24 protein-coding genes are annotated in these 26,103 nt (G+C 70.1%); 11 read left to right on the top strand and 13 right to left on the bottom strand.

Features of this window, described 5'->3' with window-relative positions:
- Positions 1 to 146 precede the first annotated feature (146 nt).
- The 3 genes from AC3EO7_RS36535 to AC3EO7_RS36525 form a co-directional block, all read right to left on the bottom strand.
- Positions 147 to 1,235, bottom strand: coding sequence for a winged helix DNA-binding domain-containing protein (locus AC3EO7_RS36535; protein WP_435593715.1), 1,089 nt, complete (start codon positions 1,233 to 1,235; stop codon positions 147 to 149).
- Positions 1,236 to 1,295: 60 nt separating this feature from the next.
- Positions 1,296 to 1,727, bottom strand: a complete 432-nt coding sequence (locus AC3EO7_RS36530; RefSeq protein WP_435593719.1) for a carboxymuconolactone decarboxylase family protein — start codon at positions 1,725 to 1,727, stop codon at positions 1,296 to 1,298.
- 77 nt (positions 1,728 to 1,804) lie between these two features.
- Complete coding sequence (locus tag AC3EO7_RS36525; protein ID WP_435593714.1) at positions 1,805 to 2,032, bottom strand: ABC transporter substrate-binding protein; 228 nt, start codon at positions 2,030 to 2,032, stop codon at positions 1,805 to 1,807.
- A 208-nt stretch (positions 2,033 to 2,240) separates the two neighbouring features.
- On the opposite strand from AC3EO7_RS36525, the gene AC3EO7_RS36520 reads away from it, so the two are divergent.
- Positions 2,241 to 2,762: a hypothetical protein gene (locus AC3EO7_RS36520; protein ID WP_431969517.1), complete on the top strand. Its 522-nt coding sequence runs from the start codon at positions 2,241 to 2,243 to the stop codon at positions 2,760 to 2,762.
- Between the two features lie 116 nt (positions 2,763 to 2,878).
- Here the strand turns inward: AC3EO7_RS36520 and AC3EO7_RS36515 are convergent, their stop codons facing one another.
- The 4 genes from AC3EO7_RS36515 to AC3EO7_RS36500 are packed head-to-tail and all read right to left on the bottom strand — an operon-like array spanning position 2,879 to position 7,869.
- On the bottom strand, positions 2,879 to 3,763 hold the full coding sequence (locus tag AC3EO7_RS36515) for a potassium-transporting ATPase subunit C (RefSeq protein WP_435593713.1): 885 nt from the start codon (positions 3,761 to 3,763) through the stop codon (positions 2,879 to 2,881).
- A gap of 1 nt (position 3,764) precedes the next feature.
- Positions 3,765 to 5,918: a potassium-transporting ATPase subunit KdpB gene (gene kdpB, locus AC3EO7_RS36510; RefSeq protein ID WP_435593712.1), complete on the bottom strand. Its 2,154-nt coding sequence runs from the start codon at positions 5,916 to 5,918 to the stop codon at positions 3,765 to 3,767.
- Between the two features lies 1 nt (position 5,919).
- Positions 5,920 to 7,590 carry a potassium-transporting ATPase subunit KdpA gene (kdpA, locus tag AC3EO7_RS36505; RefSeq protein WP_435593711.1) on the bottom strand — a complete coding sequence of 557 codons (1,671 nt, stop codon included), beginning with the start codon at positions 7,588 to 7,590 and terminating at the stop codon, positions 5,920 to 5,922.
- Complete coding sequence (locus AC3EO7_RS36500; RefSeq protein WP_431969513.1) at positions 7,591 to 7,869, bottom strand: potassium-transporting ATPase subunit F; 279 nt, start codon at positions 7,867 to 7,869, stop codon at positions 7,591 to 7,593. It lies immediately after the preceding gene.
- A 235-nt stretch (positions 7,870 to 8,104) separates the two neighbouring features.
- Between AC3EO7_RS36500 and AC3EO7_RS36495 the strand changes: the two genes are divergently transcribed.
- The 8 genes from AC3EO7_RS36495 (at position 8,105) to AC3EO7_RS36460 (ending at position 15,381) form a co-directional block, all read left to right on the top strand.
- Positions 8,105 to 8,257, top strand: coding sequence for a hypothetical protein (locus AC3EO7_RS36495; RefSeq protein ID WP_435593710.1), 153 nt, complete (start codon positions 8,105 to 8,107; stop codon positions 8,255 to 8,257).
- A 71-nt stretch (positions 8,258 to 8,328) separates the two neighbouring features.
- Positions 8,329 to 11,166: an ATP-binding protein gene (locus AC3EO7_RS36490; RefSeq protein ID WP_435593709.1), complete on the top strand. Its 2,838-nt coding sequence runs from the start codon at positions 8,329 to 8,331 to the stop codon at positions 11,164 to 11,166.
- A gap of 101 nt (positions 11,167 to 11,267) precedes the next feature.
- On the top strand, positions 11,268 to 11,939 hold the full coding sequence (locus tag AC3EO7_RS36485; RefSeq protein WP_431969547.1) for a response regulator: 672 nt from the start codon (positions 11,268 to 11,270) through the stop codon (positions 11,937 to 11,939).
- A 116-nt stretch (positions 11,940 to 12,055) separates the two neighbouring features.
- Positions 12,056 to 12,523 (top strand): OsmC family protein, encoded by a 468-nt coding sequence (locus AC3EO7_RS36480; RefSeq protein ID WP_431969510.1) that lies wholly within the window; start codon positions 12,056 to 12,058, stop codon positions 12,521 to 12,523.
- Between the two features lie 143 nt (positions 12,524 to 12,666).
- Complete coding sequence (locus AC3EO7_RS36475; protein WP_431969509.1) at positions 12,667 to 12,975, top strand: acylphosphatase; 309 nt, start codon at positions 12,667 to 12,669, stop codon at positions 12,973 to 12,975.
- Positions 12,976 to 13,006: 31 nt separating this feature from the next.
- Positions 13,007 to 13,705: a hypothetical protein gene (locus tag AC3EO7_RS36470; protein ID WP_431969508.1), complete on the top strand. Its 699-nt coding sequence runs from the start codon at positions 13,007 to 13,009 to the stop codon at positions 13,703 to 13,705.
- Positions 13,705 to 14,871: a glutathionylspermidine synthase family protein gene (locus AC3EO7_RS36465; protein WP_435593708.1), complete on the top strand. Its 1,167-nt coding sequence runs from the start codon at positions 13,705 to 13,707 to the stop codon at positions 14,869 to 14,871. Before AC3EO7_RS36470 ends, AC3EO7_RS36465 begins: the two co-directional genes overlap by 1 nt.
- Before the next feature lie 60 nt (positions 14,872 to 14,931).
- Positions 14,932 to 15,381 carry a DUF350 domain-containing protein gene (locus AC3EO7_RS36460; protein WP_431969506.1) on the top strand — a complete coding sequence of 150 codons (450 nt, stop codon included), beginning with the start codon at positions 14,932 to 14,934 and terminating at the stop codon, positions 15,379 to 15,381.
- Positions 15,382 to 15,422: 41 nt separating this feature from the next.
- Here AC3EO7_RS36460 and AC3EO7_RS36455 read toward each other — a convergent pair whose 3' ends face one another.
- Both AC3EO7_RS36455 and AC3EO7_RS36450 read right to left on the bottom strand, forming a co-directional pair.
- Entirely contained in the window at positions 15,423 to 16,049 is a 627-nt protein-coding gene (locus tag AC3EO7_RS36455; protein WP_431969505.1) for an MBL fold metallo-hydrolase, read from the bottom strand.
- The gene (locus AC3EO7_RS36450; RefSeq protein ID WP_435593707.1) at positions 16,046 to 17,131 is read right to left on the bottom strand and encodes an S-(hydroxymethyl)mycothiol dehydrogenase; all 1,086 of its coding nucleotides are present in this window, start codon (positions 17,129 to 17,131) and stop codon (positions 16,046 to 16,048) included. The genes AC3EO7_RS36455 and AC3EO7_RS36450 overlap by 4 nt, the downstream gene beginning before the upstream one ends.
- A 215-nt stretch (positions 17,132 to 17,346) precedes the next feature.
- Between AC3EO7_RS36450 and AC3EO7_RS36445 the strand changes: the two genes are divergently transcribed.
- Positions 17,347 to 17,772 (top strand): DUF1707 SHOCT-like domain-containing protein, encoded by a 426-nt coding sequence (locus AC3EO7_RS36445; RefSeq protein ID WP_435593706.1) that lies wholly within the window; start codon positions 17,347 to 17,349, stop codon positions 17,770 to 17,772.
- Between the two features lie 69 nt (positions 17,773 to 17,841).
- Here the strand turns inward: AC3EO7_RS36445 and AC3EO7_RS36440 are convergent, their stop codons facing one another.
- Positions 17,842 to 19,446 carry a hypothetical protein gene (locus tag AC3EO7_RS36440; protein ID WP_435593705.1) on the bottom strand — a complete coding sequence of 535 codons (1,605 nt, stop codon included), beginning with the start codon at positions 19,444 to 19,446 and terminating at the stop codon, positions 17,842 to 17,844.
- Between the two features lie 462 nt (positions 19,447 to 19,908).
- Here AC3EO7_RS36440 and smc point away from each other — a divergent pair, with 462 nt between their 5' ends.
- Positions 19,909 to 23,523, top strand: coding sequence for a chromosome segregation protein SMC (gene smc, locus AC3EO7_RS36435; protein WP_435593704.1), 3,615 nt, complete (start codon positions 19,909 to 19,911; stop codon positions 23,521 to 23,523).
- Positions 23,524 to 23,599: 76 nt separating this feature from the next.
- On the opposite strand, the gene AC3EO7_RS36430 is transcribed toward smc, so the two are convergent.
- The 3 genes from AC3EO7_RS36430 to AC3EO7_RS36420 form a co-directional block, all read right to left on the bottom strand.
- Complete coding sequence (locus AC3EO7_RS36430) at positions 23,600 to 24,580, bottom strand: Acg family FMN-binding oxidoreductase (RefSeq protein ID WP_431969500.1); 981 nt, start codon at positions 24,578 to 24,580, stop codon at positions 23,600 to 23,602.
- 138 nt (positions 24,581 to 24,718) lie between these two features.
- The gene (locus tag AC3EO7_RS36425; RefSeq protein WP_435593703.1) at positions 24,719 to 24,931 is read right to left on the bottom strand and encodes a hypothetical protein; all 213 of its coding nucleotides are present in this window, start codon (positions 24,929 to 24,931) and stop codon (positions 24,719 to 24,721) included.
- Between the two features lie 16 nt (positions 24,932 to 24,947).
- Entirely contained in the window at positions 24,948 to 25,835 is an 888-nt protein-coding gene (locus AC3EO7_RS36420; RefSeq protein ID WP_435593702.1) for an MBL fold metallo-hydrolase, read from the bottom strand.
- Positions 25,836 to 26,103 lie beyond the last annotated feature (268 nt).

Genomic DNA, 26,103 nt, shown 5'->3' with positions numbered 1-26,103 from the left:
GGAACGTGATCAGGGGAGGCCGAAGGGGTTGTACCTCGTTTGCCTCGGCTCAAACCCATCGGTTGCCAGTAATCTTCTTCGTACTGTTACCGGACCGATAGTCTCTTTTCGAAAATGCGCGGATCGTCGGCGATTCTTTCGAATTCTCAGCCCCCGTCGACGAAAATTTTCCCGTGTCCGTCGGGTGTCGCGAAACCCAGCAGGCGCACGGCCTCGGCGCGCAGCGCGGCCTCGTCCGCGGCCGAGAGCGGATGCCATGGCGTGATGCGCACGGTGTCGTCCTCCAGCGCCCAGCGGCCGTGCACGAAACCGTCGACGAGATACATGGGAACACCGCCGGATGCCTCCTTCGCCGTCCGCTGGCGATCCTCCTCGCTGATCACCCGGCGGCGGTCCTTGTGGCCGAGCAGCGCGTTGTCGAAGGCGGGCAGGAAGCGCACCGGCACGTCGAGATCCGGGTCGGCCAGCGGCGCGTCCGGCAGGTCGAACAGCACGCGGTGCCGATCGTCGGTGAAAACGACCAGCTCCGAACGCATTTCGTCGACCACTTCGGCGAGCCGGGTGATGCCCGCCCAGGCCTGCATGTCCGCGACGGTCGCCGGGCCGAAGGCGGCCAGGTAGCGCCGGATGAGCTCGGCGGGGTCGGGCGCGGCCATCGGCGCGCCGATCCATTCCTCGGCGAGACTCACGGTGACGTAGCAATTGCGCCACCGGCCCCACGCGCCGGTGTCCGCGCCGTGCACCAGCGGGACGAGCAGCTCGACGGTCTCGGCGAGTCTGCGGACATGCCGGTCCGGGAACCGCTCGGCGAGCAGTGCGCCGAAATCGCTGCGGCTCAACTGCTTTCCGGCCAGCAGCGCGCGGCCCGCCGCGGCGAGCTCGGCCAGGTCGATGCCCTCGATCTCCTCGCGGTAGTAGGCGGCCTTCAGCGCCGCGTCGACCACCGGCTGCACGGTCGGGCGCAGCCAGCGGAAGTCGGCGCTGTCGGCCAGGTGCACGGTTCGGCGAATCATGGTGGAGCGCACCAGCTTCCGGTCGTGCAGCAGTGCGGCGAGATCGTCGTGCCGGAACTCGGCCAGGCGCGTCCAGAGCCCGATGTAGGGCCAATTCGGTTCCTGCCCCTGCACCGCGACGAGATGCTTGACGAGCTCGAACGGCGTCAGATCCACACGCTCCGACAGCTTCTGGCGCAGCAGTAGGGTCCGGTTCAGCTCGCGTAGCGATAGTTCCGTCATGTCTCCATCCTGGCCGAGACCACCGACAAACCGACCGTAAAGTCTTGTCGGCTCGGCCGGTCAGACGGGCTCGGGGAGCATGCGCAGCGGCACGGCGATCCTGTTCCAGAGGTTGATCATCGCGGTGATGGCGACCAGACCCGCCCGCGCGCCCTCCTCGAAGTGCTTCGCCACCTCGGTCCAGATCTCGTCGCTCACGCCGTGCTCGCCGAGGCGGGTCACCGCCTCGGCGTAGGCCAGCGCGGCCCGTTCGGCCTCGGTGTAGAGCCTCGACTCGCGCCAGGCGTCGAGCTGGAAGATGCGCTTCTCGGTCTCGCCTGCCAAGCGCGCGTCGGTGGTGTGCATATCGATGCAGTACACGCACCCGTTCAGCTGGGAAGCCCTGATCTTCACCAGTTCCCGGACGACCGGGTCCAAGGGGCCGCGCCGGATCGCGCCCTCGGCGGCGATCCACGCCTGGTACACCTCGGGCGCGGCCTGCGGCAGCTTCATCCGTGACACGTCGTCATCCTCTCGTCGAGATTTCGTCTGATGTATCAAGGACGAGACGGCGCCGGGAAATGTGACAGTCAGCTCGGCCTGGACGCCCGCTTCGCGCAGCGCGCCTTGCAGATACCTGTCGATGTAGGAGCCGGACGGCACGCCGTCTTCTTGCCCGCGAGATCCTTCAGCGAGGTGATCGACGGATCTTTCACCACCACAACGGCGTTCAGGCCGACGGCGTTGATGGCGGGCAGCCGCGTCTGCAGACCGCTGCCGCGGGCGATCAGGGCGGGAGTGTCGCCGTAACTCGCCACGTCCAGCTTCCCGCCCGACCAGCGCCTGGTTCAGGTCCGGGCCGTTCGGGAAGCTGAAGACCTCGATGTTTCGCACGCCGAGGGGTTGCAGCGCGGGTAGCAGGGGGTGAACCCCGCGCCGCGCAGGCAGGACCGCCCGGTGGCTTGTAGGGTTCATGGCGGGGCCGGAGGGTGTCCGGCGGGCTGCGCGGAGAAAGGGACAGCGGGGATGTCGGACGCATCGGTCGAGGTGCTGCTGGACGACTTCGAGAACAAGGACAAGTGGGATCTCGCGGGGGACGGGGCGAGCAAGACGCACCTCACCACGTTCGCGGAGGGCGCGCCGAGCAAGACGCCCGGCGTCTATGCCGACGGCGTCGCGGGTGCGGACCAGCGCGCGCTCGTGCTGCTGGTCCGCGGGGCGAGCGCCGATCTCGAGATCGAGCTCGTGGCGAAGCCGGGACAATCCTTCTCGATCGCCGGGAAGCTGGCGATACTGAACCTGTGGGTGCGTTCGCCGCACGCGTCGATTCGGGTGTCCGCCCGCCTCGGCGGCGACCAGGGCGAGACCGAACCGGTGCTCGGCGCCGTCGCCGCAGGCGCGGAGTGGCAGCGCCTCGGGCACGAACCGGCGGACGCGATCGCCGACGCCGAGGTGCTGGGTCTGAAGATCCGGCTCACCGAGGTCGTCAAGCGAGAGGGCGAGGTCATGATCCTGCTGGACGACCTGACCGCCCGCACCGCGCTGTGACGATAGGTATTTCACCCGCCTGAGCGTGCGGGCGGAAACCTGGCGCGGAAAAGTGGACAGCCCCCGGCGTGCACGCACGCCGGGGGGCTGTTCTTTCGAACGCGGTGAGCCGAAGCTCAGCCGCGAAGGGGGTGGGTGCGGTCCAGGTCGAGATTCAGCTCGACCACGTCGACGCGCGGCTCCCCGAGGAACCCGAGGGTCCTGTCCTCGGTATGCGCCTCGACCAGCCTGCGCACCTCCGCTTCGGAAATGTTGCGCTCCTCGGCGATCCGCGGGACCTGAAGCTCCGCGTAGGCGGGGGAGATGTGCGGATCGAGGCTGCTGCCGCTCGCGGTAACCGCGTCGGCGGGGACCACCGGAACGGCGGGGGCGTCGCCGCGGATCGGCACGAGACGGCCGATCGAGTAGTCCACGCCGGGCTCGGCGCACTGGACCCGCACTCCGAGATAGGCGTCGAGGAAGGGCGCGGCCGGGCACGCCTGGTTCACGCTGATCACCTGCACCGGCCGTGAGACCTCGCCGTCGGCGTCGCGCGGGCCGATCACCGAGAGCACCGTGCCGACACCGTCTTTCGTGCAGAACGGGCGGGAGCCGTCGACCCCCTCGCGGTCGCCGATCGCCTTGCTTCGCGCGCACACGGCGGTCAGCAGGCTCACCCGTCCCTCGGGATCGAAGACGTTCTGATCCACGATGTCCTCGGGCCCGAGGTTGCTCGCCGCCGTGGACAGCGGGTCGTAGCCGTCCCCGGCGGCCGAGGGGCGGCTCTGGAAGTACTGAACGAGCGCGTTGCCGTCGGCGTCGGTGAACGACTGGCCGATCAGGCTGCTGCCCACCACCTTTCCGTCCGACGTGAGCAGTGAGCCGTCGGCCTTCTCGTTCAGCCCCGGCAGTTGGCCGACCGCGAAAACCGCCAGCGGATAGACGATTCCGGTGATCGCGGTCAGCACGAGCAGGGCACGCAGCGCGGCAAGGTGCTGGCGGATCCAAGTGGACATACGCATGTCAGGACATCCCGGGGAGGAGGTGGACGACGAGATCGATGAGCTTGATGCCGACGAACGGCGCGACGATGCCGCCGAGGCCGTACACGGTCAGGTTGCGGCTCAACAGTTTCGACGCGTGCGACGGGCGGTAGCGCACGCCGCGCAACGCCAGCGGGATCAGCGCCACGATGACGATCGCGTTGAAGATCACCGCGGACAGGATCGCCGATTGCGGACTGGCCAGCCGCATGACATTGAGCAGGTCCAGGCCGGGGAACAGCCCGACGAACAGCGCCGGGATGATGGCGAAGTACTTGGCGATGTCGTTGGCGATGGAGAACGTGGTCAGCGCGCCCCGGGTGATGAGCAGCTGCTTGCCGATCTCCACGATCTCGATGAGCTTGGTCGGATCGGAGTCCAGATCGACCATGTTGCCCGCTTCTTTGGCCGCGGAGGTGCCGGTATTCATCGCGACGCCGACGTCGGCTTGGGCCAAGGCGGGAGCGTCGTTGGTGCCGTCGCCGGTCATGGCGACCAGACGTCCGCCGTCCTGTTCCTTCTTGATCAGGGCGAGCTTGTCCTCGGGAGTGGCCTCGGCGAGGAAGTCGTCGACGCCCGCCTCGTCCGCGATCGCCTTGGCGGTCAACGGATTGTCGCCGGTGATCATGACGGTGCGGATGCCCATCCTGCGCATCTCGTCGAAGCGCTCCCGCATGCCTTGCTTCACCACGTCTTTGAGGTGGATGACGCCGAGCAGTCGTGCGGTGCCGTCCTTGATCTCGCCGACGACCAGCGGGGTACCGCCGGAGGCGGCGATACCGTCGACGGTGATGCCGACCTCCTCGGGCACCGAACCGCCCTTGCCGCGCACCCATTCGGTCACCGCGCTCGCCGCGCCCTTGCGCAGCTGGTGTCCATCGGCGAGGTCGACGCCCGACATGCGGGTCTGCGCGGTGAATTCCACCCAGGTCGCGCCGGTCAGCTCGCCGGGGGTGCGCTCGCGCTTGCCGTAGGCATGCTTGGCGTACACCACGATCGAACGGCCTTCGGGTGTTTCGTCCGCGAGACTGGACAACTGCGCGGCGTCGGCCACTTCGTCATCCGAAATACCGGGCATCGGAAGGAATTCCGAGGCCTGCCGGTTGCCGAGGGTGATGGTTCCGGTCTTGTCGAGCAGCAGCGTGTTCACGTCGCCGGCGGCCTCGACCGCGCGGCCGGACATGGCGAGCACGTTGCGCTGCACCAGCCGGTCCATGCCCGCGATGCCGATCGCCGACAGCAATGCGCCGATGGTGGTCGGAATCAGGCAGACCAGCAGCGCGACCATGACGATCCCGGTGATGCCGTCGGCGTTCAGCGCCGCCGTGTCGGGCACGCCAGGGTTGTTCGCCTTCGAGAAGATGGCCAGCGGCTGCAAGGTGGCGACGGCGAACACGAAGATGATCGTGAGCGCGGCGAGCAGGATGTTCAGCGCGATCTCGTTCGGCGTCTTCTGCCTGCTCGCGCCCTCGACCAGGGCGATCATCTTGTCGATGAAGCTCTGGCCCGGCTCCTGAGTGATCCGGACGACGATCCGGTCCGAGAGCACGGTGGTGCCGCCGGTCACCGCGGAGCGGTCGCCACCGGATTCTCTGATGACCGGGGCGGATTCGCCGGTGATGGCCGATTCGTCCACCGAGGCAATGCCTTCCACGACATCACCGTCGCCCGGGATGACCTGTCCCGCCTCGACCACCACGTAGTCGCCCCGGCGCAGTTCCGTTGCGGCGACCCGCTCTTCGACCACCCGAGCGCCGGGCGACCAGTCGGCGAGGCGCCGCGCCACCATATCGGTCTTGGCCTTGCGCAGCGTGTCGGCCTGCGCCTTGCCGCGTCCCTCGGCGACCGCCTCGGCCAGGTTGGCGAACAGCACGGTGAGCCACAGCCAGACCACGATGGCCCAGGCGAACACGCTCGGATCGGCGATCGCGCGCACGGTCGACCAGACCGCGCCGATCTCCACGATCAGCATCACCGGATTGCGCCACAGCGTGCGCGGGTCCAGCTTGCGTACGGCGTCGGGCAGCGAGGTCAGCAGCAGGGCGGGGTCGAGCACGCCGCGGGCGACCTTGTGGTCGCCGCGTTCCGGCGCGGTGCCGGGCCGGGCGGCGGGTTCGGTTGCGGTACCGATCATGTCAGTGGATTCCTTCGGCGAGCGGCCCGAGCGCGAGCGCGGGCAGGAAGGTGAGCGCGACCAGGATCACGGTCACGCCGACCACCAGCCCGACGAACTGCGGGCGATGGGTCGGCAGCGTGCCGATCGAGGCGGGCGTGGTGCCCTGCTTGGCGAGTGATCCGGCGAGCGCGAGCACGAAGATGATCGGCAGGAACCGGCCGAGCACCATGGCCAGACCGAGTGCGGTGTTGTACCACTCGGTGTTGCCGGTGAGGCCCGCGAAGGCGGAGCCGTTGTTGTTGGCGGCCGAGCTGAACGCGTACAGCACCTCCGACAGGCCGTGCGGCCCGCCGTTCAGCATGCTCGCGCGCTGGCCGGGCAGCGCCATGGCGATCGCGGTGAACGTCAGCACCAGCAGCGGGCTGATGAGGAAATACGAAGCGGCCAGCTTGATTTCGCGCGGCGTGATCTTCTTGCCCAGGTACTCCGGGGTGCGTCCGACCATGAGGCCGGCGACGAAGACGGTGATCACCGCGAGGATCAACATGCCGTACAGGCCGGAGCCGACGCCGCCGGGCGCGACCTCGCCTAGTTGCATGTCGAACATCGTCATCAGGCCGCCGAGGCTGGTGTAGGAATCGTGGAAGGAGTCCACCGCGCCAGTGGAGGTGAGCGTGGTCGCGGCCGCGAAGGTGGCCGAATTCGACACGCCGAAGCGAGTTTCCACGCCCTCGGTGGCGGCTCCGATGGCCGTCGGCACGGTCCCGTGGTTCTGCAACTGGAAGAGATTCGTCAGCGCGATGCTCGTCAGCGCGATCGTGCCCATCACCGCCACGATCGCGTAGCCCTGCTTGGTGCTCCCGACCATGCGGCCGAAGGTGCGCGGCAGCGAGGAGGCGATGACCAGGATCAGGAAGATCTCGATCCAGTTCGTCCAAGTCGTCGGATTCTCGAACGGGTGGGCGGAGTTGGCGTTGTAGAAGCCGCCGCCGTTGGTGCCGAGTTCCTTGATGACCTCCTGGCTGGCGACCGGGCCGCCGGTGATCGTCTGCTGCGCGCCCGCGATCGTCTGGGCGACCTGATCGTGCAGCTGGAAGTTCTGGATGACGCCGCCCGCCACCAGCACGATCGCGAACACGAACGCGATCGGCAGCAGGATGCGCAGCGTGCCGCGCACCAGGTCGACCCAGAAGTTGCCGAGGTCGCCGGTGTGCCTGCGGGCGAACCCGCGCACCAGCGCGATCGCGACCGCCATGCCCACCGCCGCCGAGACGAAGTTCTGCACCGCGAGCCCGCCCATCTGCACCAAGTGGCCCTGGGTGGTCTCGCCGGAATAGTTCTGCCAGTTGGTGTTCGTCACGAAGCTGACGGCAGTGTTCCAGGCCAGCGCCGGGGTCATCTCGGTGGCGGGATCGTTCAGGTGCAGCGGCAGTCTGCCCTGGATCAACTGGAAGAAGAACAGGAACAGGATGCTGACCGCCGAGAACGCGAGCACACTGCGGGCGTAGACGGCCCACGTCTGCTCGACCTCCGGTTGTGCGCCGATGGCGCGGTAGACGAGCCGCTCCGCGCGGGAGTGCTCGGCGCTGCTGTAGACGCGGTACATGTAGTCGCCGAGCGGGATGTGCACCAGGGCCAGCGCGAGAACCAGGGACGCCACGAAGACGATCCCCGCGGTTGTCGTGTTCACCTAGAACCTCTCGGGGAAGAGCAGGGCCGCGACCATGTAGACGGCCACGGAAACGGCGAGCGCGAGACCGATCAGGTTCGCGGTCACAGCTTCTCCACCCCTCGTTGCACCAGACCCAGCAGTGCGAACACCGCGACCGTGAGCGCCGTGAACACCACGACAGACATGACTTTTCGACCTCCTTGCGGCTCCCGGATGCGGAGCGCACAGCGAGTCAAGCGCCCATTCGGGGGCGTGGCCGCTTCCCTGACGAGTTCTTAGCGCCTCTTGGCGCGCCATTGACGGTCCGTTAACGGGTCGGGCGGGCGGGACACCGGTCTCGGGCACGAGCCGGACCGGTGTCGTGTCTCCCGCGCAGGGTGCGCACAAGGATGACGTCAAGGACCGGGGCGGGACCGTCAATAGACCGTAAAGATCCGCCACTGGCGTCCGTGGCGGCGGTATTCCTGGTGGGGCCGGTCGGGCGGTGTATCCGCGCGACCGACGCCTTGCTCACCGTGTGGAAAGGTTCGATATGTCCCCCGTCACCGTCGCGGTGCTGCTCGGATTCGTGTGCTGCGCGCTGGTCATTCGCGTGTTCTCGCTGCGCGCAACGGAGTCGCGGCCGGTGACCGTCGCGTCGCCGAGTGCTCGGCCGGGAGACGCCGCGCCGGGCTTCGATGCGTGAAGGCCGGTGCAGCACGCCGCCTGATCAGAGGGATTCGCGGCGTGGATGCTGGAAAGCGCGATGATGGACGTGTGAAGCGCGGTCAACTACGGATCTACCTCGGTGCGGCGCCCGGTGTCGGCAAGACCTACGCCATGTTGGGCGAGGCCCACCGGCGGCTGGAGCGTGGTCGCGACGTGGTGGCGGCGGTGGTGGAGACGTACGGCCGGGCCAAGACCGAGAAGTTGCTGGCGGGTATCGAGCGGATTCCGCCGAAGATCATCGAGTACCGCGGCGCGCGGTTCCCGGAACTGGATGTGGACGCGGTGCTGCGGCGCGCGCCCGCGGTCGTGCTGGTGGACGAACTCGCGCACACCAACACGCCGGGCAGCGCCAATCAGAAGCGATGGCAGGACGTCGAGGAGTTGCTCGACGCGGGCATCGACGTCATCTCGACGGTCAACGTCCAGCATCTCGAGAGCCTCAACGACGTCGTCGAGCGGATCACCGGGATCACGCAGCGCGAGACGGTGCCGGACGCCGTGGTCCGCGACGCCGAACAGGTCGAACTGGTGGACATCACACCGGAGGCATTGCGGCGCAGGCTTTCCCACGGCAACGTCTACGCGGCCGACAAGGTGGACGCCGCGCTGCGCAACTACTTCCGTCCGGGCAATCTGACCGCGCTGCGCGAACTCGCGCTGCTGTGGCTGGCCGACCAGGTCGACGCCGCACTGGCGAAATACCGCGCCGACCACCACATCACCGAGCTGTGGGAGGCGCGCGAGCGCGTGGTGGTCGCGGTGACCGGCGGCCCGGAGTCGGAGACGATCGTGCGCCGGGCGAGCCGGATCGCGACGAAGTCCAGCGCCGATCTCGTCGTCGTGCACGTGGTGCGCGGGGATGGGCTGGCGGGCGTGTCGACCGAGCGGCTGGCTCGGCTGCGCGAACTCGCAGGCAGCCTGGACGCCTCGCTGCACACCGTCACCGGTGACGACGTGCCTGGCACGCTGCTGGAATTCGCCCGCGAGGTGAATGCGACCCAGCTGGTGCTCGGCACCTCACGCCGTTCCCGGTGGGCGCGCATCTTCGACGAGGGCATCGGCTCGGCCGTCGTGCAGCGCTCGGGGAAGATCGACGTGCACATGGTCACCCACGAGGAGGCCCACCGCGGTCTGCGCTGGCGTGCTCTGGTGCCGCGCCAACCGGCGCTCGCCTGGCCCGCCGCGATCCTGGTCCCGATTCTCGTGTGCGTGCTCAGCGCCGTGGCGCTGGACGGCTACCTCCAGTTGGGCGGGCTGAGCGCCGTGTTCTTCATCGGGGTCGTCGCGGTCGCGCTGCTCGGCGGCGTGCTGCCCGCCGCGTTCTCGGCGCTGCTGTCGGGATTGCTGCTGAACTGGTTCTTCACCGATCCGCGCTACAGCCTGACCATCGCCGAACCGGACAACTTCGTCACCGTGGTGGTGATGCTGTTCGTCGCGCTCGCGGTGGCCGCGTTGGTGGACGTCGCCGCCAAGCGAACGCGACAGTCGCGCAAGGCGTCTCGGGAGGCCGAGCTGTTGACCATGTTCGCCGGTGCGGTATTGCACGGGGCCGATCTGCCGAATCTGCTCGAGCAGGTGCGTGAGACGTTCGGGCTGCGGGCGGTGAGCATGGTGTGCGCGGGAACCGTCGTCGCGCGGGTCGGTATGGAGCCGCCGGAGCGGCCGGGCGCCGCCGACACCGTCATCGAGGCGGGGGACGGCACCAGCCTGCTGTTGCTGGCCGGGCACCCGCTCGACGCCGCCGACCTGCCGGTGCTCACCGCGGTGGCCAACCAGGCGGCGGGTCTGGTGCGCCAGGCCAGGCTGGCCGAGGAGGCGAGCGCCGCGGCGGCGCTGCTCGAGGCCGACCGCTTGCGCCGCGCGCTGCTCTCGGCGGTGAGCCACGATCTGCGGACGCCGCTGGCGGGCGCCAAGGCCGCGGTGTCCAGCCTGCGCAGCGACGACATCGAGTTCTCGCCGGAGGACACCACCGAATTGCTGGAGACCATCGAGGAATCGGTGGACCAGCTGACCGCGCTGGTGGGCAACCTCCTCGATTCCTCGCGACTGGCCGTCGGCGTGGTGAGCCCGCAGCTGCGACAGGTGTACATGGACGAGGTGGCGCACCGCGCCTTGGTGAGCGTCGGGATGGGCGCGCGCGGCCTGCGCCGCGCAGCGTTGAATCGGGTGGAGGTATCCGTCGACGAGGTGTCGGTGCTGGCCGACGCGGGGCTGCTGGAGCGCGTGCTGGCCAATTTGATCGACAACGCGATTCGCCACTCACCGCCCGACACCCACGTCCGGGTCACCGCCGAACACGATGGCGACCACGTCGCGATCGCGGTGGTCGACCGCGGACCCGGCGTGCCGCCCGGCGCGGAGGAACAGCTCTTCGAGCCGTTCCAGCGGCTGGGCGACCGGGACAACACCACCGGCGTCGGGCTCGGTCTCTCGGTGGTGCGCGGCTTCGTCGAGGCGATGGGCGGCGTCGTGCACGCTGAACCCACACCGGGCGGCGGACTGACGATGCTGGTCGACCTGCCCGCCGCGGAGTCGGCCGTCGCCGTGGGGAGTGCAGCTCTCGAAGCGTCGGACGTCGGCGACCAGGGCGGTGCGGCGGGCGACGGGGACGGGTCCGGCGAAGCGTCGGAGCAGAGTCGCGACCGGGCGTCGGCGGGCCGCGACACTACGCCCGCGGTGGACGGGGGCATCGCGCCCGAGGCGGGCTCGGGCGTCGTGCCCGCGACGAGCGGAGGGACCGGGGCGAGCGCGCGGCGCGCCTCCGACGCCGGGATCGGGCGTGTGTCGTCCGGCGCGGCTTCGGGGGAGCGCGTCGGTGCGGGGGAGGATGGCAGAAATAGCAGGGACGGCGAGGACGCGGCGCGGACCGGGGGCGCGCACGGATGACGAGGGTGGTGGAAGGTGTCGAATCCGACGGGGCTGCAAGGGAATTCGTGGTGAACGAGGACAGGCCGGAAGCCGGAGCCGCGCAGGCTCCGTCGATCAGGGTGCTCGTGGTCGACGACGAACCGCAGATCGTGCGCGCGCTGCGGATCAACCTGTCGGTGCGCGGATACGAGGTGATCACCGCGGGAACCGGAGCGGCGGCGCTGCGCGCGGCCGCGGACAAACATCCCGACGTGGTGATCCTCGATCTCGGCCTGCCGGATATGGACGGCATCGAGGTGCTGGGCGGACTGCGCGGCTGGACCAGCGCGCCGGTGATCGTGCTCTCGGCGCGCACCGACTCCACCGACAAGGTGGAGGCGCTCGACGCGGGCGCCGACGACTACGTGACCAAGCCGTTCGGCATGGACGAGCTGCTGGCCCGGCTGCGCGCGGCCGTGCGCCGCGGGGCGACCGACGGCGAGACGTCCGATCCGGTGGTGGTGACCGATTCGTTCACCGTCGACCTGACCGCCAAGAAGGTCACCAAGAACGGCGAGCCCGTCCATCTCACCCCGACCGAGTGGGGGATGCTCGAGATGCTGGTCCGCAACAAGGGCAAGCTCGTCGGCCGCAAGGAATTGCTGCGCGAGGTCTGGGGTCCGTCCTACGCGACCGAAACCCATTATCTGCGGGTCTATCTCGCGCAATTGCGGCGCAAGCTGGAGGACGATCCCGCACGTCCGCGGCACCTGCTGACCGAGGCGGGCATGGGGTACCGCTTCCAGGTCTGACCGCGTCCGGCAGCGACGGCCGGGAGTGTGGCCGGGGTCGCAGCCAGGAATGGTGTCCGCCCGAGCGATGTTGGCAGGCGTGAGCCGTTCCCGACGAAGATGGCAGGATCGAACCCATGGCTGAACCAACCGTTGCCCCTGCGACCGCCACTACGGCATCGACCACCGCGGAGCCGACCACCCTCTGGGTCGAGCGCACCGGCACCCGTGCCTACACCGGCCGCAGCTCCCGCGGCGCCGAGGTGCTGATCGGATCGCAGGGCGTGCCCGGTGTGTTCACCCCCGGCGAGCTGCTGAAGATCGCGCTGGCCGCCTGCTCCGGGCTGAGCGCGGACTTCCCGCTCTCGCGCAAACTGGGCGACAACTTCGACGCGACCATCCGCGTCTCCGGCGACGCCGACCGGGAGAACGAGGTCTACCCGCAGCTCGACGAGGTGTTCGAGCTCGACCTGAGCGAACTGGACGAGCAGGCGCGCGAGCGGCTGCTGGTCACCGTGCAGCGCGCCATCGACAAGGTGTGCACCGTCGGCCGCACGCTGAAGGCGGGCAGCAAGGTCACCCTCTCCTTCGACGTCGACTCCTGAGGACGAAGTCCGCTCGCTGTGGTGGCAGCGCGGACAAGCTCTGACGACATCCCGGACGCCCGGCCGCGACGATGCGCCGCCGGGCGTTCGCCACGTCCTGCCCCCTGCGCCGCGCGCGGCGGCGGGTACGGCATTCTGATCGGATGACTGAAACTCCGCACGGCGCGGCCGCATCCACCGACCGGGTCCGGCTCGGCGCCTGGGTGCACGGCACGGTGCAGGGCGTCGGTTTCCGCTGGTGGACGCGGGCGCGGGCGCTGGAGCTCGGTCTGGTCGGATCCGCGCGCAACACCAGCGACGGCCGGGTGCACGTGATCGCGGAGGGCAGCCGCGCGGCGTGCGAGCGGTTGCTGGAACTGCTGCGATCGGGCGATACTCCTGGTCGGGTGACCTTGGTTGTGGAAAGCTGGGAGCCCCCGCGGGGAGATTCGACCGGATTCGAGGAGCGCTAGTGGTGGGTCCGAAGGGCATGGGGAGGGATCGGTGAGCACGCGGAATTCGGGCGACGGGGACCAACAGCGTCCCGACGAGCCCGCCAAGGAACCGGAGTGGACCACCCCCCAGCTGAACGTGCCCGAGCCGCCGGACCTACCGAGCCCGCAGGAACCACCGCCGCCCCTCGGTCCGCGGCCGGGCAGCATCCAGCGACAGGAGCCTGGCGTCACCCAGCCGCGCCCGCCGACCGTGGCCGAGGCGCGAGCCAGGGACAAGGCTCGCAAGCGCGCCGCCGACGCGCAGCGCGCGGCGCAGGCGGCGGCCGACGCCAAGAAACGCACCCGCAACCGGGTGCTGATCGGCGGCATCGCCATCGTGGGCGTCGCGGGACTCGTCGGCGGCGGATATCTGGCGTACCGGGCGCTCACCGCGCCGGACGAGGTCACCGCCTACTGCGTGCAGACCGAGAACGGCCAGGAGCTCGTCGTCGAGGACAAGTACTGCGGGCCGGGCCAGGCGGGTTTCGTCGACGACAGCGGCGGCTCGCACAGCCACGCGGGCCCGATCATCATCTACGGCGGCGGTCCGCAGTACCGCTACTACTACGGCGGCAGCAACACCGTCGGCAAGCCGCCCGTCGGCGGCTCCACCCTGAAACCCAAGGGCGCCCAGATCACCACCAAGTCCGGCACCACCATCCAGCGCGGCGGGCTCGGTAGCAAGAGCACCGGCGGCGGTGGTTCCTGATGCGTCGCGTCCGCGGCACACCGCGCCAGGATTGGCAGCGAATCATCGAGGGGCAGGGCCTGGTCTACGGCGCACCGGGCCGTGACGCGAGCGGTCTGCCGCGCCCGTACTGGGACGAGTCGGTGCACTACGAGTTCGACATGCCGGAGATCCTCGCGCTCGAGGCCGATGTCGAACTGCTGCACTCGATGTGCCTGAACGCCGTCGAACACGTCGTGCTCACCGAGCGGTTCCGGGATTTCGGTCTGCCGGAATGGAGTTGGGCGCCGATCGCCGAATCCTGGCGGCGCGGCGACCCGCACGTGTACGGCCGCTTCGACCTGCGCTACGACGCGCGCCGCCCGGCGAAACTGCTGGAGTACAACGCCGATACGCCGACCTCGCTGCTGGAGGCGGCGATCGTGCAGTGGCACTGGCTGACCGCGCTGTACCCCGACGACGACCAGTGGAACTCCTTGCACGAGAAGCTGGTCGAGCGCTGGGGCGTGCTGCGCGACACGTTGCCCTCGCCGCAGCTGCATTTCACCTGGTCCTCGGCCGACGCCACCGGCGAGGACAACGTCACGACGGCCTACATGCAGGAGACCGCCGCGGAGGCGGGCTTCGACACCATCGCGCTGCCCATCGAGGAAATCGGATTCGACACGGAGCTGGAGCGTTTCGTCGATCTGGCCGATGCGCCGATCGAGTCGATCTTCAAGCTCTACCCGTGGGAGTGGGTGCTCGACGACGATTTCGGCAAGCGCGTGGTGCAGAGCCTGCCGCAGACCATGTGGATCGAGCCGCTGTGGAAGACGCTGCTCAGCAACAAGGCGATCCTCGCGATTCTGTGGGAGATGTATCCCGGGCACCCGAACCTGCTGCCCGCTTATCTCGATCAGCCCAACGAGCTCACCGAGTACATCCGCAAACCCAAGCTCGGCCGCGAGGGCGCCAACATGACCATCGTGGGCGCGGGCTTGGAGACCGCCACCGGCGGCGTCTACGGCGCAGAGGGTTTCGTGTACCAATTGCTCGACCCGCTCCCGGAATTCGACGAGATGCGGCCCGTGCTCGGCGCCTGGATCGTCGGCGACACCGCCGCGGGACTCGGCATCAGGGAGACCGCGGGACTGATCACCGACGACGGCGCGGCGTTCGTTCCGCACCGCATACCCACCGAATAGACCGGTGCGCGAGCACCACCGACCACCACACCAGCACCGAACCTTTCCGGAAGGACCACGATGACCGCAGTCGCCCTCGAATCGGGGTACTGGAGCGCGCTCGGCGAAGGCGTAGGGGCGATCGTCCTCTACGCCCTGGTCGGCCTCGTGCTCATGCTCGTCGGCTTCTACGCCATCGACCTGACCACACCGGGCGCCCTGCGCGGGCTGGTGGCCGAGGGCAAGCCCAACGCGATCATCGTCACGGCGGCAGGCATGCTCAGCATGGCGTTCATCGTCGTGCTCGCCATCTACTCGTCCGGCGGCAAGCTGGCCGAAGGGCTGATCGCCTCGCTGGTGTTCGGTCTGGTCGGCATTGTCGCCCAGGTCGTTTCGGTGCGGGTGGTCGAACGCGTCCTCGGCATCGATATCGGCGCCGCGCTGCACTCGGAGACCTTCACCACCGAGGTGCTCGTGGTCGCGGCCGCCCACTTCGCGCTCGGCCTCGTCGTGGCCGTCGCCATTCTCTGACCGGCGGGCGGCGCGGTTCGTTCCCGGAGCCCGCGCCGCGCTCAGTGGCCGCGGGCGATCCAGTCCGCCAGCGCGGGCTTCTCGGCGCCGATGGTGGTGCCCTCGCCGTGCCCGGTGTGCACCGTCGTCTCCTCGGGCAGCGTGAGCAGCCGGTCCCGAATGGAATCGATGATGGTGTCGAAGTCGGAATAGGAGCGGCCGGTCGCGCCGGGGCCGCCTGCGAAGAGCGTGTCGCCGGTGCACAGCGCGTGCAGGTCCGGCAGGTACAGGCAGACCGAGCCGGGCGAGTGTCCCGGCGTGTGCAGGATCTCGATCTCGGTGCCCGCCACCGAGATACGGGTGGTGTCGGCGAGCGAGCGATAGCCCGCGTCCGGATGGGTCATCCGCCACAGCGGATCGTCCGCGGGATGCAGCAGGACGGGCGCGTCGAATCGATCGCCGAGTTCCGGCGCGACGGTGACGTGGTCGTTGTGGCCGTGCGTGCACAGCACCGCGACGACGTGCCGCCCGCCGACCGCGTCCGCGATGGCGTCGGCGTCGTGCGCCGCGTCCACCACCAGCACCTCGCGGTCGTCGCCGACGAGCCAGACGTTGTTGTCGACCGCCCATGTCCCGCCGTCGAGGGAGAAGGTCCCCGAGGTGACCACCCGGTCGATGCGCGCGCTCACCAGACCACCACCGAGCGCAGCACCTCGCCCGCGTGCATGGCGGTGAAGGCCCGCTCCACCTCGTCGAGCGCGATCCGCTCGGTGACGAAGCGGTCCAGCGGCAGCCTGCCCTGCCGGTGCAGGTCGACGAGCATCGGGAAGTCGCGCTCCGGCAGGCAGTCGCCATACCAGGAGGATTTCAGCGCGCCGCCGCGGGAGAACAGGTCGATCAGCGGCATCTCGATCGTCATGTCGGGCGTGGGGACGCCGACCAGCACCACGGTGCCCGCCAGATCGCGGCCGTAGAAGGCCTGCTTCCAGGTCTCCGGACGGCCGACCGCGTCGATCACCACGTCGGCGCCGAAGCCGTCGGTGAGCTCCTGGATGCGAGCGACCACGTCCTCCGCGCTCGCGTCGACGGTGTGAGTGGCCCCGAACTCGGTGGCCCAGGCCAGTTTCCGTGGGTCGCGATCGATCGCGACGATGGTGCGAGCCCCGGCCAGCCGGGCGCCTGCGATGGCGGCGTCGCCGACCCCGCCGCAGCCGATCACCGCGACGGTGTCGCCGCGCGAGACGTTGCCGGTGTTCAACGCGGCGCCGATGCCCGCCATCACGCCGCAGCCGAGCAGGCCCGCGACGGCTGGATCCGCCTCGGGATCGACCTTGGTGCACTGTCTTTCGTGCACCAGCGTTTTGTCGGCGAAGGCGCCGATGCCGAGCGCCGGGCTGAGCTCGGTGCCGTCGGTGAGGGTCATCTTCTTGCTCGCGTTGTCGCTCGCGAAGCAGTACCAGGGGCGCCCGCGCTTGCAGGCGCGGCATTCGCCGCAGATGGCGCGCCAGTTCAGCACCACGAAATCGCCCGGAGCCACGTGCGTGACCGCGGCGCCGACCGTCTCCACCACGCCCGCGGCCTCGTGGCCGAGCAGGAACGGGAACTCGTCGTTGATGCCGCCCTCGCGATAGTGCAGATCGGTGTGGCAGACGCCGCAGGCCTGCACCCGCACGACGACATCGTGCGGACCGGGATCGGGGATGACGATGTCGACCAGTTCGACCGGAGCGCCGATGGCTCGGGCGATGACGCCGCGCACGGTTTCGGACACGAAATCCTCCTCGAAGCTCGCATGCCGCCGTCGGCACCCGAACCATCTTGCCGTGCCGCGCGGCGCGCGGGGGCGCTGTCGGGTGAAGTCGGGCCGGAGCCCGCGCGTACCCGACAGGTAGGCGACGCGCCGTGCGGGGTTGACACTCCACATTGGAGGGTGCACGATTATCGAATATTCCACTGTGGAGGGTGGAATCGTCGATAGGAACTGGCATGGACATCTCGACCGGTACCCGCGCCTCCGACGCCGAACGCGACCAGATCGTGCGGCTGCTCGGCAGGCACATGGCCGACGGCCGCATCGACTTGGCCGAATACGACCAGCGGGTCGCGCGCGTCTACGGCACCGCCACCCGCGACGACCTGCAATTGGTGCTCTCCGACCTGCCGAAGCTGTCGAAAGAGGCCGCCGCGCAACCGAAGCCACGCCCGCGCATCCCCGTGTGGCAGCGCATCGAGGGCAGCAGCTGGCTCGGCGTCAGCATCCTGGTGCTCGTCATCTGGGCCGCCATCTCGATCGGCGTCGGCGAATTCACCTACCCGTGGCCGGTCTGGGTCATCGGCCCGTGGGGCGCGGTCCTGGCCTTCCGCATGCTCACCGGCTGGGAATCGGGACGCGGCGGCAAGCGGGCGGGGTAGTCGGCTTCCGTCCGAACCGATCGCGGGCAAGTGCGCGGAGAGAGCTGAACTGCCCGGGTGAAGCGCTGCTTACCGGTAGCGGTGCGCGCGGCGCTCGGACGTCGGCGGTGGATAGCTGCGCTCGGGTGGTTCCGAGGTGTGTCGGTCTTCGGAGGTCGCCTCGTAAGCGGCCGCCGCGGCGGGTCTACGCCGCGGGGGGACGCTTCGGTCGGAGGCCGCCTCGTAAGCGACTGCCGCCGCGGGCATGCGCTTCGGCGGTGCGGCGGACGGGGTCGAAGCGGCCGCCGTATGACGGCTCTGCGGCGCCGCGCCGCGATCGCGCGACGGTAGGTCCGCGGCGGATGGACGACCGTTCCGTTCCGGTGCGATCGGGTCGACGGGTACGGAGGGCGGCGCGTCCAGCGGGCGCGACCGGCGAGCGGCGCGTTCGGGTGCCCGCCTTTCGGCTGCCGGTTCCTCGGCTGGGCGCGGAGGTTCGTGGGCGGAGCGCGTGCGCCGGGTTGCCGACCGCTCCGGAGCGTCTGTGGTGCGGCTGCGCCGGGGCAGCGCGGGGCGGTGGTCCGCAGGTTCGGCTTCCGGTGTGGCGCGGCGGGATTCAGTGTCCTTCGCGGACTGCCGTGATTCGGTGACCTGGGTGGACCGCCGTGATTCGGTGACCTGGGCGGACCGCCGGGATTCGGTGACTTGCGCGGACTGCCGGGATTCGGTGACTTGCGTCGACTGACGGGATTCGGTGACCGGGGCGGACCGCCGGGATTCGGTGACTTGCGTCGACTGACGGGATTCGGTGACCGGGGCGGACCGCCGGGATTCGGTGACTTGCGCGGACTGACGGGATTCGGTGACCGGGGCGGACCGCCGAGATTCGGTGACCTGCGCTGACCGTCGGGAGGCGGGGGCCGATGCCGCGCGACGGGACGCGACGGCGCTCCCGTCGGCCCGCGGGGCGACCGTCTCGCGGGCCGTTGCGGGTCGTGCCCGCTCCGGCGCCGCCTCGTCCGTCGCACGGGTAACTCGGGCGCGGGGGAGCGCCGCGGAACGGTCGGCCTCGGGCACGCGCCGCATGCCGACACGGAAGATCGGCAGTTTGGTGGTGACGCGGCTCGGGTGATCCCCCTTCTCGCGATAGGCGGCGGCGATGCCGTGCGCGCGCAGCCAGGCGCCGGGGTCGTCCCTGATCTCCGGCCCCGCCTCGAGAACGACGTCTTCGAGGAGTTCGATCAGATCGCTCTCGCTGTCGCCGCCCAGCGCCGCGCGGATGGCGGAGAACGTTTCGGGCCGGAAGGTCCAGGACCATTCGTGGCCGGGGTGCCGCCCGTCGTGGTCGTGGCCGTGCAGCACGAGGTTGCCCGACTTGGCGATGCGAGCGCGCACCGTGCGCCCGCCGGACTCGATGCGGCACTCGTTCGGCGGCTCCGCCCGGCGGGCCTCGTCGGCGGCGGGTTCGAGATCCTCTTCGTCTTCCAGTTCTTCGGCGCGGACGATCTCGAACCAGGCCACGACCATGGCGGCGACGCCCAGCGCGGCGGCGATCGCCAGCTCGATCCAGACGTCGGCCGGGATGACCCGCCTGGTGCGTTCGCACGCGTGCAGGAACAGCAGACAGCCGACGACGAGCGCGCCGATCCGGGCAAGCCGGAGAGCCGTGCCGGTGTCGACCGAAGGTGCGCGCATCCGCTGATAGCTCCCGAACAAGACTTGCCGCTGCCGAATCAGACAGGATCGTAAGCGCAGGAGCCCTCCGGTGGGAGACCGTAAGCGCCAGGGACGACAGGCGGTCGCTAGCCCGGCGGATGCCGGTCGATTACCAGCTCTCGGCAGCTAGGCTCGGGTCCAGATCCGCCCAAGCGGCCTGGCGCCCCTTGTGATGCGGCGCGATGTGGCCGATCCGGGTGCGACCGGCCCGGAGGCGACCAGGTGCGATGGTGCCGGAACGCGCCTGTGGCAAACCTCGAGCACATCGAAATGCGAAACATCGCCTGCCGACTCGTTAACCTGGATCGCACCGGTCGCCTCGAAGCCCACCCGCGACGCGGTGCGCCGCCCGCCGACGAACCCAGCCGCGACCGGCGGATACCATGGCTGGTCGCCCCGCGGGGACGCGTCCGACCACCGCGCACGGAAAGGTCGTCGAATTTGCACCTGAAGAGTTTGACGTTGAAGGGCTTCAAGTCCTTCGCGTCCGCGACGACGCTGCGCTTCGAACCCGGTATCACCTGTGTGGTCGGCCCGAACGGTTCCGGCAAGTCCAACGTCGTCGACGCGCTCACCTGGGTGATGGGCGAGCAAGGTGCGAAGGCGCTGCGTGGCGGCAAGATGCAGGACGTCATCTTCGCGGGCACGACGGGACGGGCTCCGCTCGGCCGCGCCGAGGTCACCCTGACGATCGACAACTCCGACGGCGCGCTGCCCATCGACTACGCCGAGGTCTCGATCACCCGGCGCATGTTCCGTGACGGCGCGGGCGAATACGAGATCAACGGCAGTTCCTGCCGTCTGATGGACGTGCAGGAACTGCTCAGCGACTCCGGCATCGGCCGGGAGATGCACGTCATCGTCGGACAGGGCCAGCTCTCCGCGATCCTGGAATCGCGCCCCGAGGACCGCCGCGCCTTCGTCGAAGAGGCGGCGGGCGTGCTGAAACACCGCAAGCGCAAGGAGAAGGCGGTCCGCAAGCTGGACGCGATGCAGGCCAACCTGGCGCGCCTGACCGACCTCACCACCGAACTGCGCCGCCAGCTCAAACCGCTGGGCAGGCAGGCCGAGGTGGCCAGGCGCGCGGCGACCGTGCAGGCCGACCTGCGCGACGCACGCCTGCGGCTGGCGGCCGACGACCTGGTGACCCGCCGCGGCGAGCTGGAGAGCCAGCAGAGCAAAGAGGCCTACGCCCGCGAACAGCAGATCACCGTGCAGACCGAGCTGGACGCCGCGAACGCCGCGCTGGCGCAGCAGGAATTCCAGCTGTCCAAGCTCACTCCGAGCGCGGAGGCCGCGGCCCAGATCTGGTTCCAGCTCTCGGCGCTGGCCGAGCGGGTGAACGCGACCATCCGCATCGCGAGCGACCGGGCCCGCCATCTCGACACCGAGACGCCGGTCGGCACCGGCCGCGACCCCGATCAGCTCGAGGCCGAGGCCGATCGCGTCGAGGCCGAGGAGGCCGAGCTGCGCGAGGCGGTCGAGATCGCGGTGGAGACCTTGGAGGCGGCCAGGGATCAGCTGGCCGAACGGGAGCACGCCGCGAAGGCCGCCGAACAGGCGCACCTGGCCGCCGTCCGTGCGATCGCCGACCGGCGCGAGGGTCTGGCCAGGCTCTCCGGCCAGGTCGACACGCTGCGGACCAGGGCGCAGTCGGTGGACGCGGAGATCGCCCGGCTTTCGGTGGCGATCGCCGAGGCCAGGCACCGCGGCGAGGCCGCGCAGGCCGAATTCGACAGCGTGCAGGACGAACTCGGCGAACTCGACGCGGGGGAGGAAGGGCTCGACGCCCAGCACGAGCACGCCGTGCAGGCGCTGGAGCTGGCCGACCAGCGGGTCACCGAGCTGCGCGAACAGGATCGCGACGCGGGCAAGCGGGTGGCCTCGCTGTCCGCGCGTATCGAGGCGCTCGGCATGGGCCTGGCCCGCCGCGACGGCGCCGCCTGGCTGGTGGAGAACCGCGCGGACGGACTGCTCGGCCCGCTGTCGGGGCTGCTGCGGGTGCACACCGGGTTCGAGGCCGCCGTCGCGGCGGCGCTCGGCCCGCTCGCCGACGCGGTGGCCGCCGACACCGAGGATGCCGCGCACGCGGCGGTGCGCGCGCTCAAAGCGGCCGACGGCGGCCGCGCCGCATTCGTTTTCGGCGCCGCGGAATCCGCGCGCTCGACCGGCGATCCGCTGCCGGGTTCGGCCCGGTGGCTGGCCGACGTGGTGGAATGCCCGGAGTCGGTGCGGGCGGCCATCGGCGCGCTCACCGCGGGTATCGCGGTGGTCGACGACCTCACGGCCGCGACCGAACTCGTCGCGGCCCGCCCCGAGCTGCGGGTGGTCACCCGCGACGGCGATCTCACCGGCACCGGCTGGCTGCTCGGCGGATCCGACCGCGCCCCCAGCCAATTGGAGATCCAGGCCGATATCGACGCGGCCGAATCTCAGCTGGTCGCGGCGCAGCGGCGCGCGGAGCAGCTGGAGGCGGCGCTCTCCGGCGCGCTGGCCGAACAGGCCGACCGCAAGGAGGCGGTGGACCACGCGCTGCTCTCGCTGCACGAATCCGATCAGGCGCTGATGGCCAGCTACGACCGGCTCGGCAGGCTCGGCCAGGCGGCCCGCGCGGCACAGGCCGACAGCGACCGGCTCGCCGCTCAGCGCACCGAGGCGGAATCCGGGCGCGAGGAGGCGCTCGCCGCGCTGGCCGAGCTCGAGGACCGGCTGCGGCACGCGGAACTCGAACAATCCGAGATCGACGCCGACGGCCTCGGCGCGGCGGGCACCGAGACCGCCGGCCGTGACCGCGAGGAGGCGGCCGCCGCCTTGGCCGAGGCCCGCTCCATGGAGGTGGAGGCCAGGCTCGCCGTGCGCACGGCCGAGGAACGCGCGGAATCGGTTCGCGGCAAAGCGGATTCGCTGCGCCGCGCGGCCCGCGCCGAACGCGAGGCGCGGGCCCGCGCCGAACGCGCGCAGGCCGCGCGACGGCAAGCCGCGGCGGTGGCCGCCGCCGTCGCCGAGTCGGGCGCGCGGGTGGCGGGCGAGCTGGAGCGGGTGGTGGCCGAGGCGAGCGCCCGCCGCGACGACCTGGTGCGCCGCCGCACCGAATGCGCGGCGCAGGTGGACCATGTCAAGGAGCGGGCGCGCGCGTTGAGCACCCAGCTGGCCCAGCTCACCGACGCGGTGCATCGGGACGAGGTGGCCAAGGCGCAGGCCGCACTGCGGATCGAGCAGCTCGAGGCGACCATCGGAGAACAGTTCGGCATCGCGCTGAACGACCTGATCGCGGAGTACGGTCCCGACGTGCCGCTGCCGCCCTCGCCGCTGGAATGGGCGGAGTACGAGCAGGCCAAGGAGCGCGGCGAACAGGTCAGCGCGCCGCAGCCGATGCCCTACGACCGGGCCGGTCAGGAACGCCGCGCCAAACGCGCCGAGAAGGACCTGACCACCCTCGGCAAGGTGAACCCGCTGGCGCTGGAGGAGTTCGCGGCGCTGGAAGAGCGGTACAACTTCCTGTCCACGCAGCTCGAGGACGTCAAGAGCGCGCGCAAGGACCTGCTCGACGTGGTCGCCGAGGTGGACGCGCGCATCCTGCAGGTCTTCACCGAGGCATACGCCGACGTCGAGCGCGAGTTCGTCGAGGTGTTCGCCAAGCTGTTCCCCGGCGGCGAGGGCAGGTTGCTGCTCACCGATCCGTCCGACATGCTCACCACCGGTATCGAGGTGGAGGCTCGCCCGCCGGGCAAGAAGGTCAAGCGCCTGTCGCTGCTGTCCGGCGGCGAGAAATCGCTGACCGCGGTCGCCCTGCTGGTCGCCATCTTCCGCGCCCGCCCCTCGCCCTTCTACGTCATGGACGAGGTGGAGGCCGCGCTGGACGACACCAACCTGCGCAGGCTGATCGGGCTGTTCGAGCAGCTGCGCGAGAAGAGCCAGCTGATCGTCATCACGCACCAGAAGCCGACCATGGAGATCGCCGACGCGCTGTACGGCGTGAGCATGCGCGGCGACGGCATCACCCAGGTCATCTCGCAGCGATTGCGCGGCGAGAACCTCGCGCCCGCAACGGCTTAGGCGTACCTCCGCATCCGCTGCGGCCGTGCGCGGCTCGAAGAGGGACCGGCGTCCGGCAGCATTGGTCCAGGTGTACCTAAGCGCGGACCCCGGTCTCGATCACCTCGTGGACCGGGCGGCGTGGGGTGGACGGCAGCGGAGCGACACTGGCCGGCATGAAGCCGAGCCGGATCATCGCCTGCGGATGGGCGCAGTCGTGCAGCACGTCGGCGCGGATGGCGGAGCGCAATTCGGCCACGCCGAGCGGTTCGGTCTGCAGGCAGCTGGCCATGCCGAGGCTGGTCGCGGTGAGCAGCAGGGCGCTGGCGGCCTCACCCGCCCGCAGTTCGGTGCGGCGATCGTCGTCGGCCGTGCCGATCACCAGCCATTCCGAGCCGTCGGTCTCGAAGGAGGTATCGGCGAGTTCCGGCTCGAGGAAGGCGCGCTGCGAGATGTGGTCATCGGGACGCGGTCGCGGGGTGTTGGCCGCGGGCACGCCGTCCGCGGTGCCGTGCCTGCCGCTCCACGCGGCGAGCTCGGCGAGATAGGCGCGATCGTGAGCGTGCCGACCGGCCGCCGTGCGCGTCACCTGGCCGAGGGGCGTGCGCAGCGGCGGCGGGACCACCCGCGCCACCGCGCCGAACGGCACTGCGCGCTGCGCGACCTGGCGCAAGCGGCCGTACGGGACCCTACGGTCGCAGTAGTGCCTGCGATCGGATTGACGGTGCGCGATGGCGGCCCCGAGATCGATGTCGTCGCGGGTCGGGCTGTCCGTGTCCACCGAGATGCGGGCCAGATGATCGTGGTCGGCCGGATCGGGCAGGTAGTCGACCTCTGCGCTCCAGCCGTGCACCGCGAGCGCGACGCGCAGGTGGTGCAGCGCGGCGCCACAGCTGAGCAGCAGCGCGCGGCCGGTCGGGTCGGTCGACGGCAACCTACGGCGCGGGTCGGCGTACAGGTCGACGGATCGTTCGGATATTCGCCACCGCCACGGCTGGGTGTTGTGCACCGACGGTGCGCGGACCGCCATCGCCACGGCGTTTTCGAAGACCTCCGCGGTGGGTTGCCGCTGCTCCATGAATTCGGGTGATCCTTCCGGGGGGCCGGCGGCGATCGTGGCGCCGCGATATTTCCGGTTCGAAGCAATCTTCCCTGTTGACGACAGCCCGCACAGCCGAACAATTTCTCCGGGAGATATGTCACAAAGCTATGGACGTCAGCGGGCCCGTGCGGGCGCGGGCAGCCTGACCACCCCGGATTCCAGGTCGACCAGCGGATCGTCGCCCGCCTGCCGGTCGTCGAGCTTGGCGACCGCTACCCATTCTTTGCGTTCGTGGATGTGCTTGCGCGAGGGCCCGAAGATCTCGTCGATCTCGGCGCCGACCGGATCCCGTCGCTTGTGTGCGGTCCACCGCTCGAGGAGATTCACCGCATCCAGCGTATGGTCACCGGGCTCGATCCGCCGCAGCGAATCGGTGCGGCTGCCAGATGTGCCCGGCGGTGGCCGGGACGGCGCTGCCGAACTGGACGTCCGCGAAATGGCAGCCGTAGCCGAGGGTGCCGGGCGCGGCGAGTTCCTCGACGAGACCGTGCCGCACGTCCGCCGACCGCACCGGGTCGCGGTCGGCCACGGCCGAGAGCTCCGGGTAAGCGATCTGCAGCGACGAGTGCAGCGCGTCGCCGAACGCGACGAGCCGGTGCTCGCCCGTGCCGATGACGAACCCGGTGTGGCCGGTGGTGTGCCCTGGCAGCGCCAGCACCCGCACGCCGGGAAAGACCTCGTCGCCCTCGGCGACGGTGCGGACCTGGTGGGCGAACATGTCGAGCATCTCGGCGGTGGTACCGTCGGCGGCGGCGAGGTCGCGGTGATGCCACTCGACTTCGGAGATCAGGACCCGCGCGTGCGCGAACGGTGTCCGGCGCGCACCGGGCGCCGCCTGCCAGAGCCAGCCGAAATGGTCGGCGTGCAGGTGGGTGACGGCGACGGTCTCGATCTCCGCTGGTTCGCGGCCGACCCGGGCGAGGTTGTCGAGCAGCGCGCCGCCGCGCAAGATCCCGACCCCGGTACGGAACGTCAGCGGGCCGAATCCGGCATCGATCAGCATGGCCCGCTCGCCGTATTCGATCAGCAGTCCGCCGACGCCGGCGACGAAGGAGTCGGCGTCGAGGTATTCGCTGTGTCTGCTCCAGAACCCGTCGGGCGCGGTGGGCAGCCAGGCTCGCGCGTTCATGGTGGTCAGGCCGTCGGGTAGGTAGGTGACTTGTAGGGCGCCGACCTGCACGGTGCGGAGTGAGGCGGGCTGGATCAAACGCTCGGCGACAGAGAAGGTCATCACGACTCGGCTTTCACGGGCGTCGGTGTGGGAGGTGCTCGTGACTCTATCGACGTTTCCGCGTCGCGTCGCGGTGAACGAACATCGAATAGGACTGTCGGAGAACGCTTCTCACATCGTCGCGGGCGGACCGCCGAAGTGCTGCGCCTTCGCGGGCGGGAAGGTGCGAATTTTCGCGTGGCGCCGCCTAGCCGATGATCGGCGAGGCGGCGCCGAGTTCGCCCGTGTGCCGAGTTCGCCCGTGTGCCGAGTTCGCCCGTGTGCCGAG

The sequence above is a fragment of the Nocardia sp. bgisy118 genome, assembly GCF_057708605.1.
This window is presented reverse-complemented; position numbering and strand designations above follow the sequence as displayed.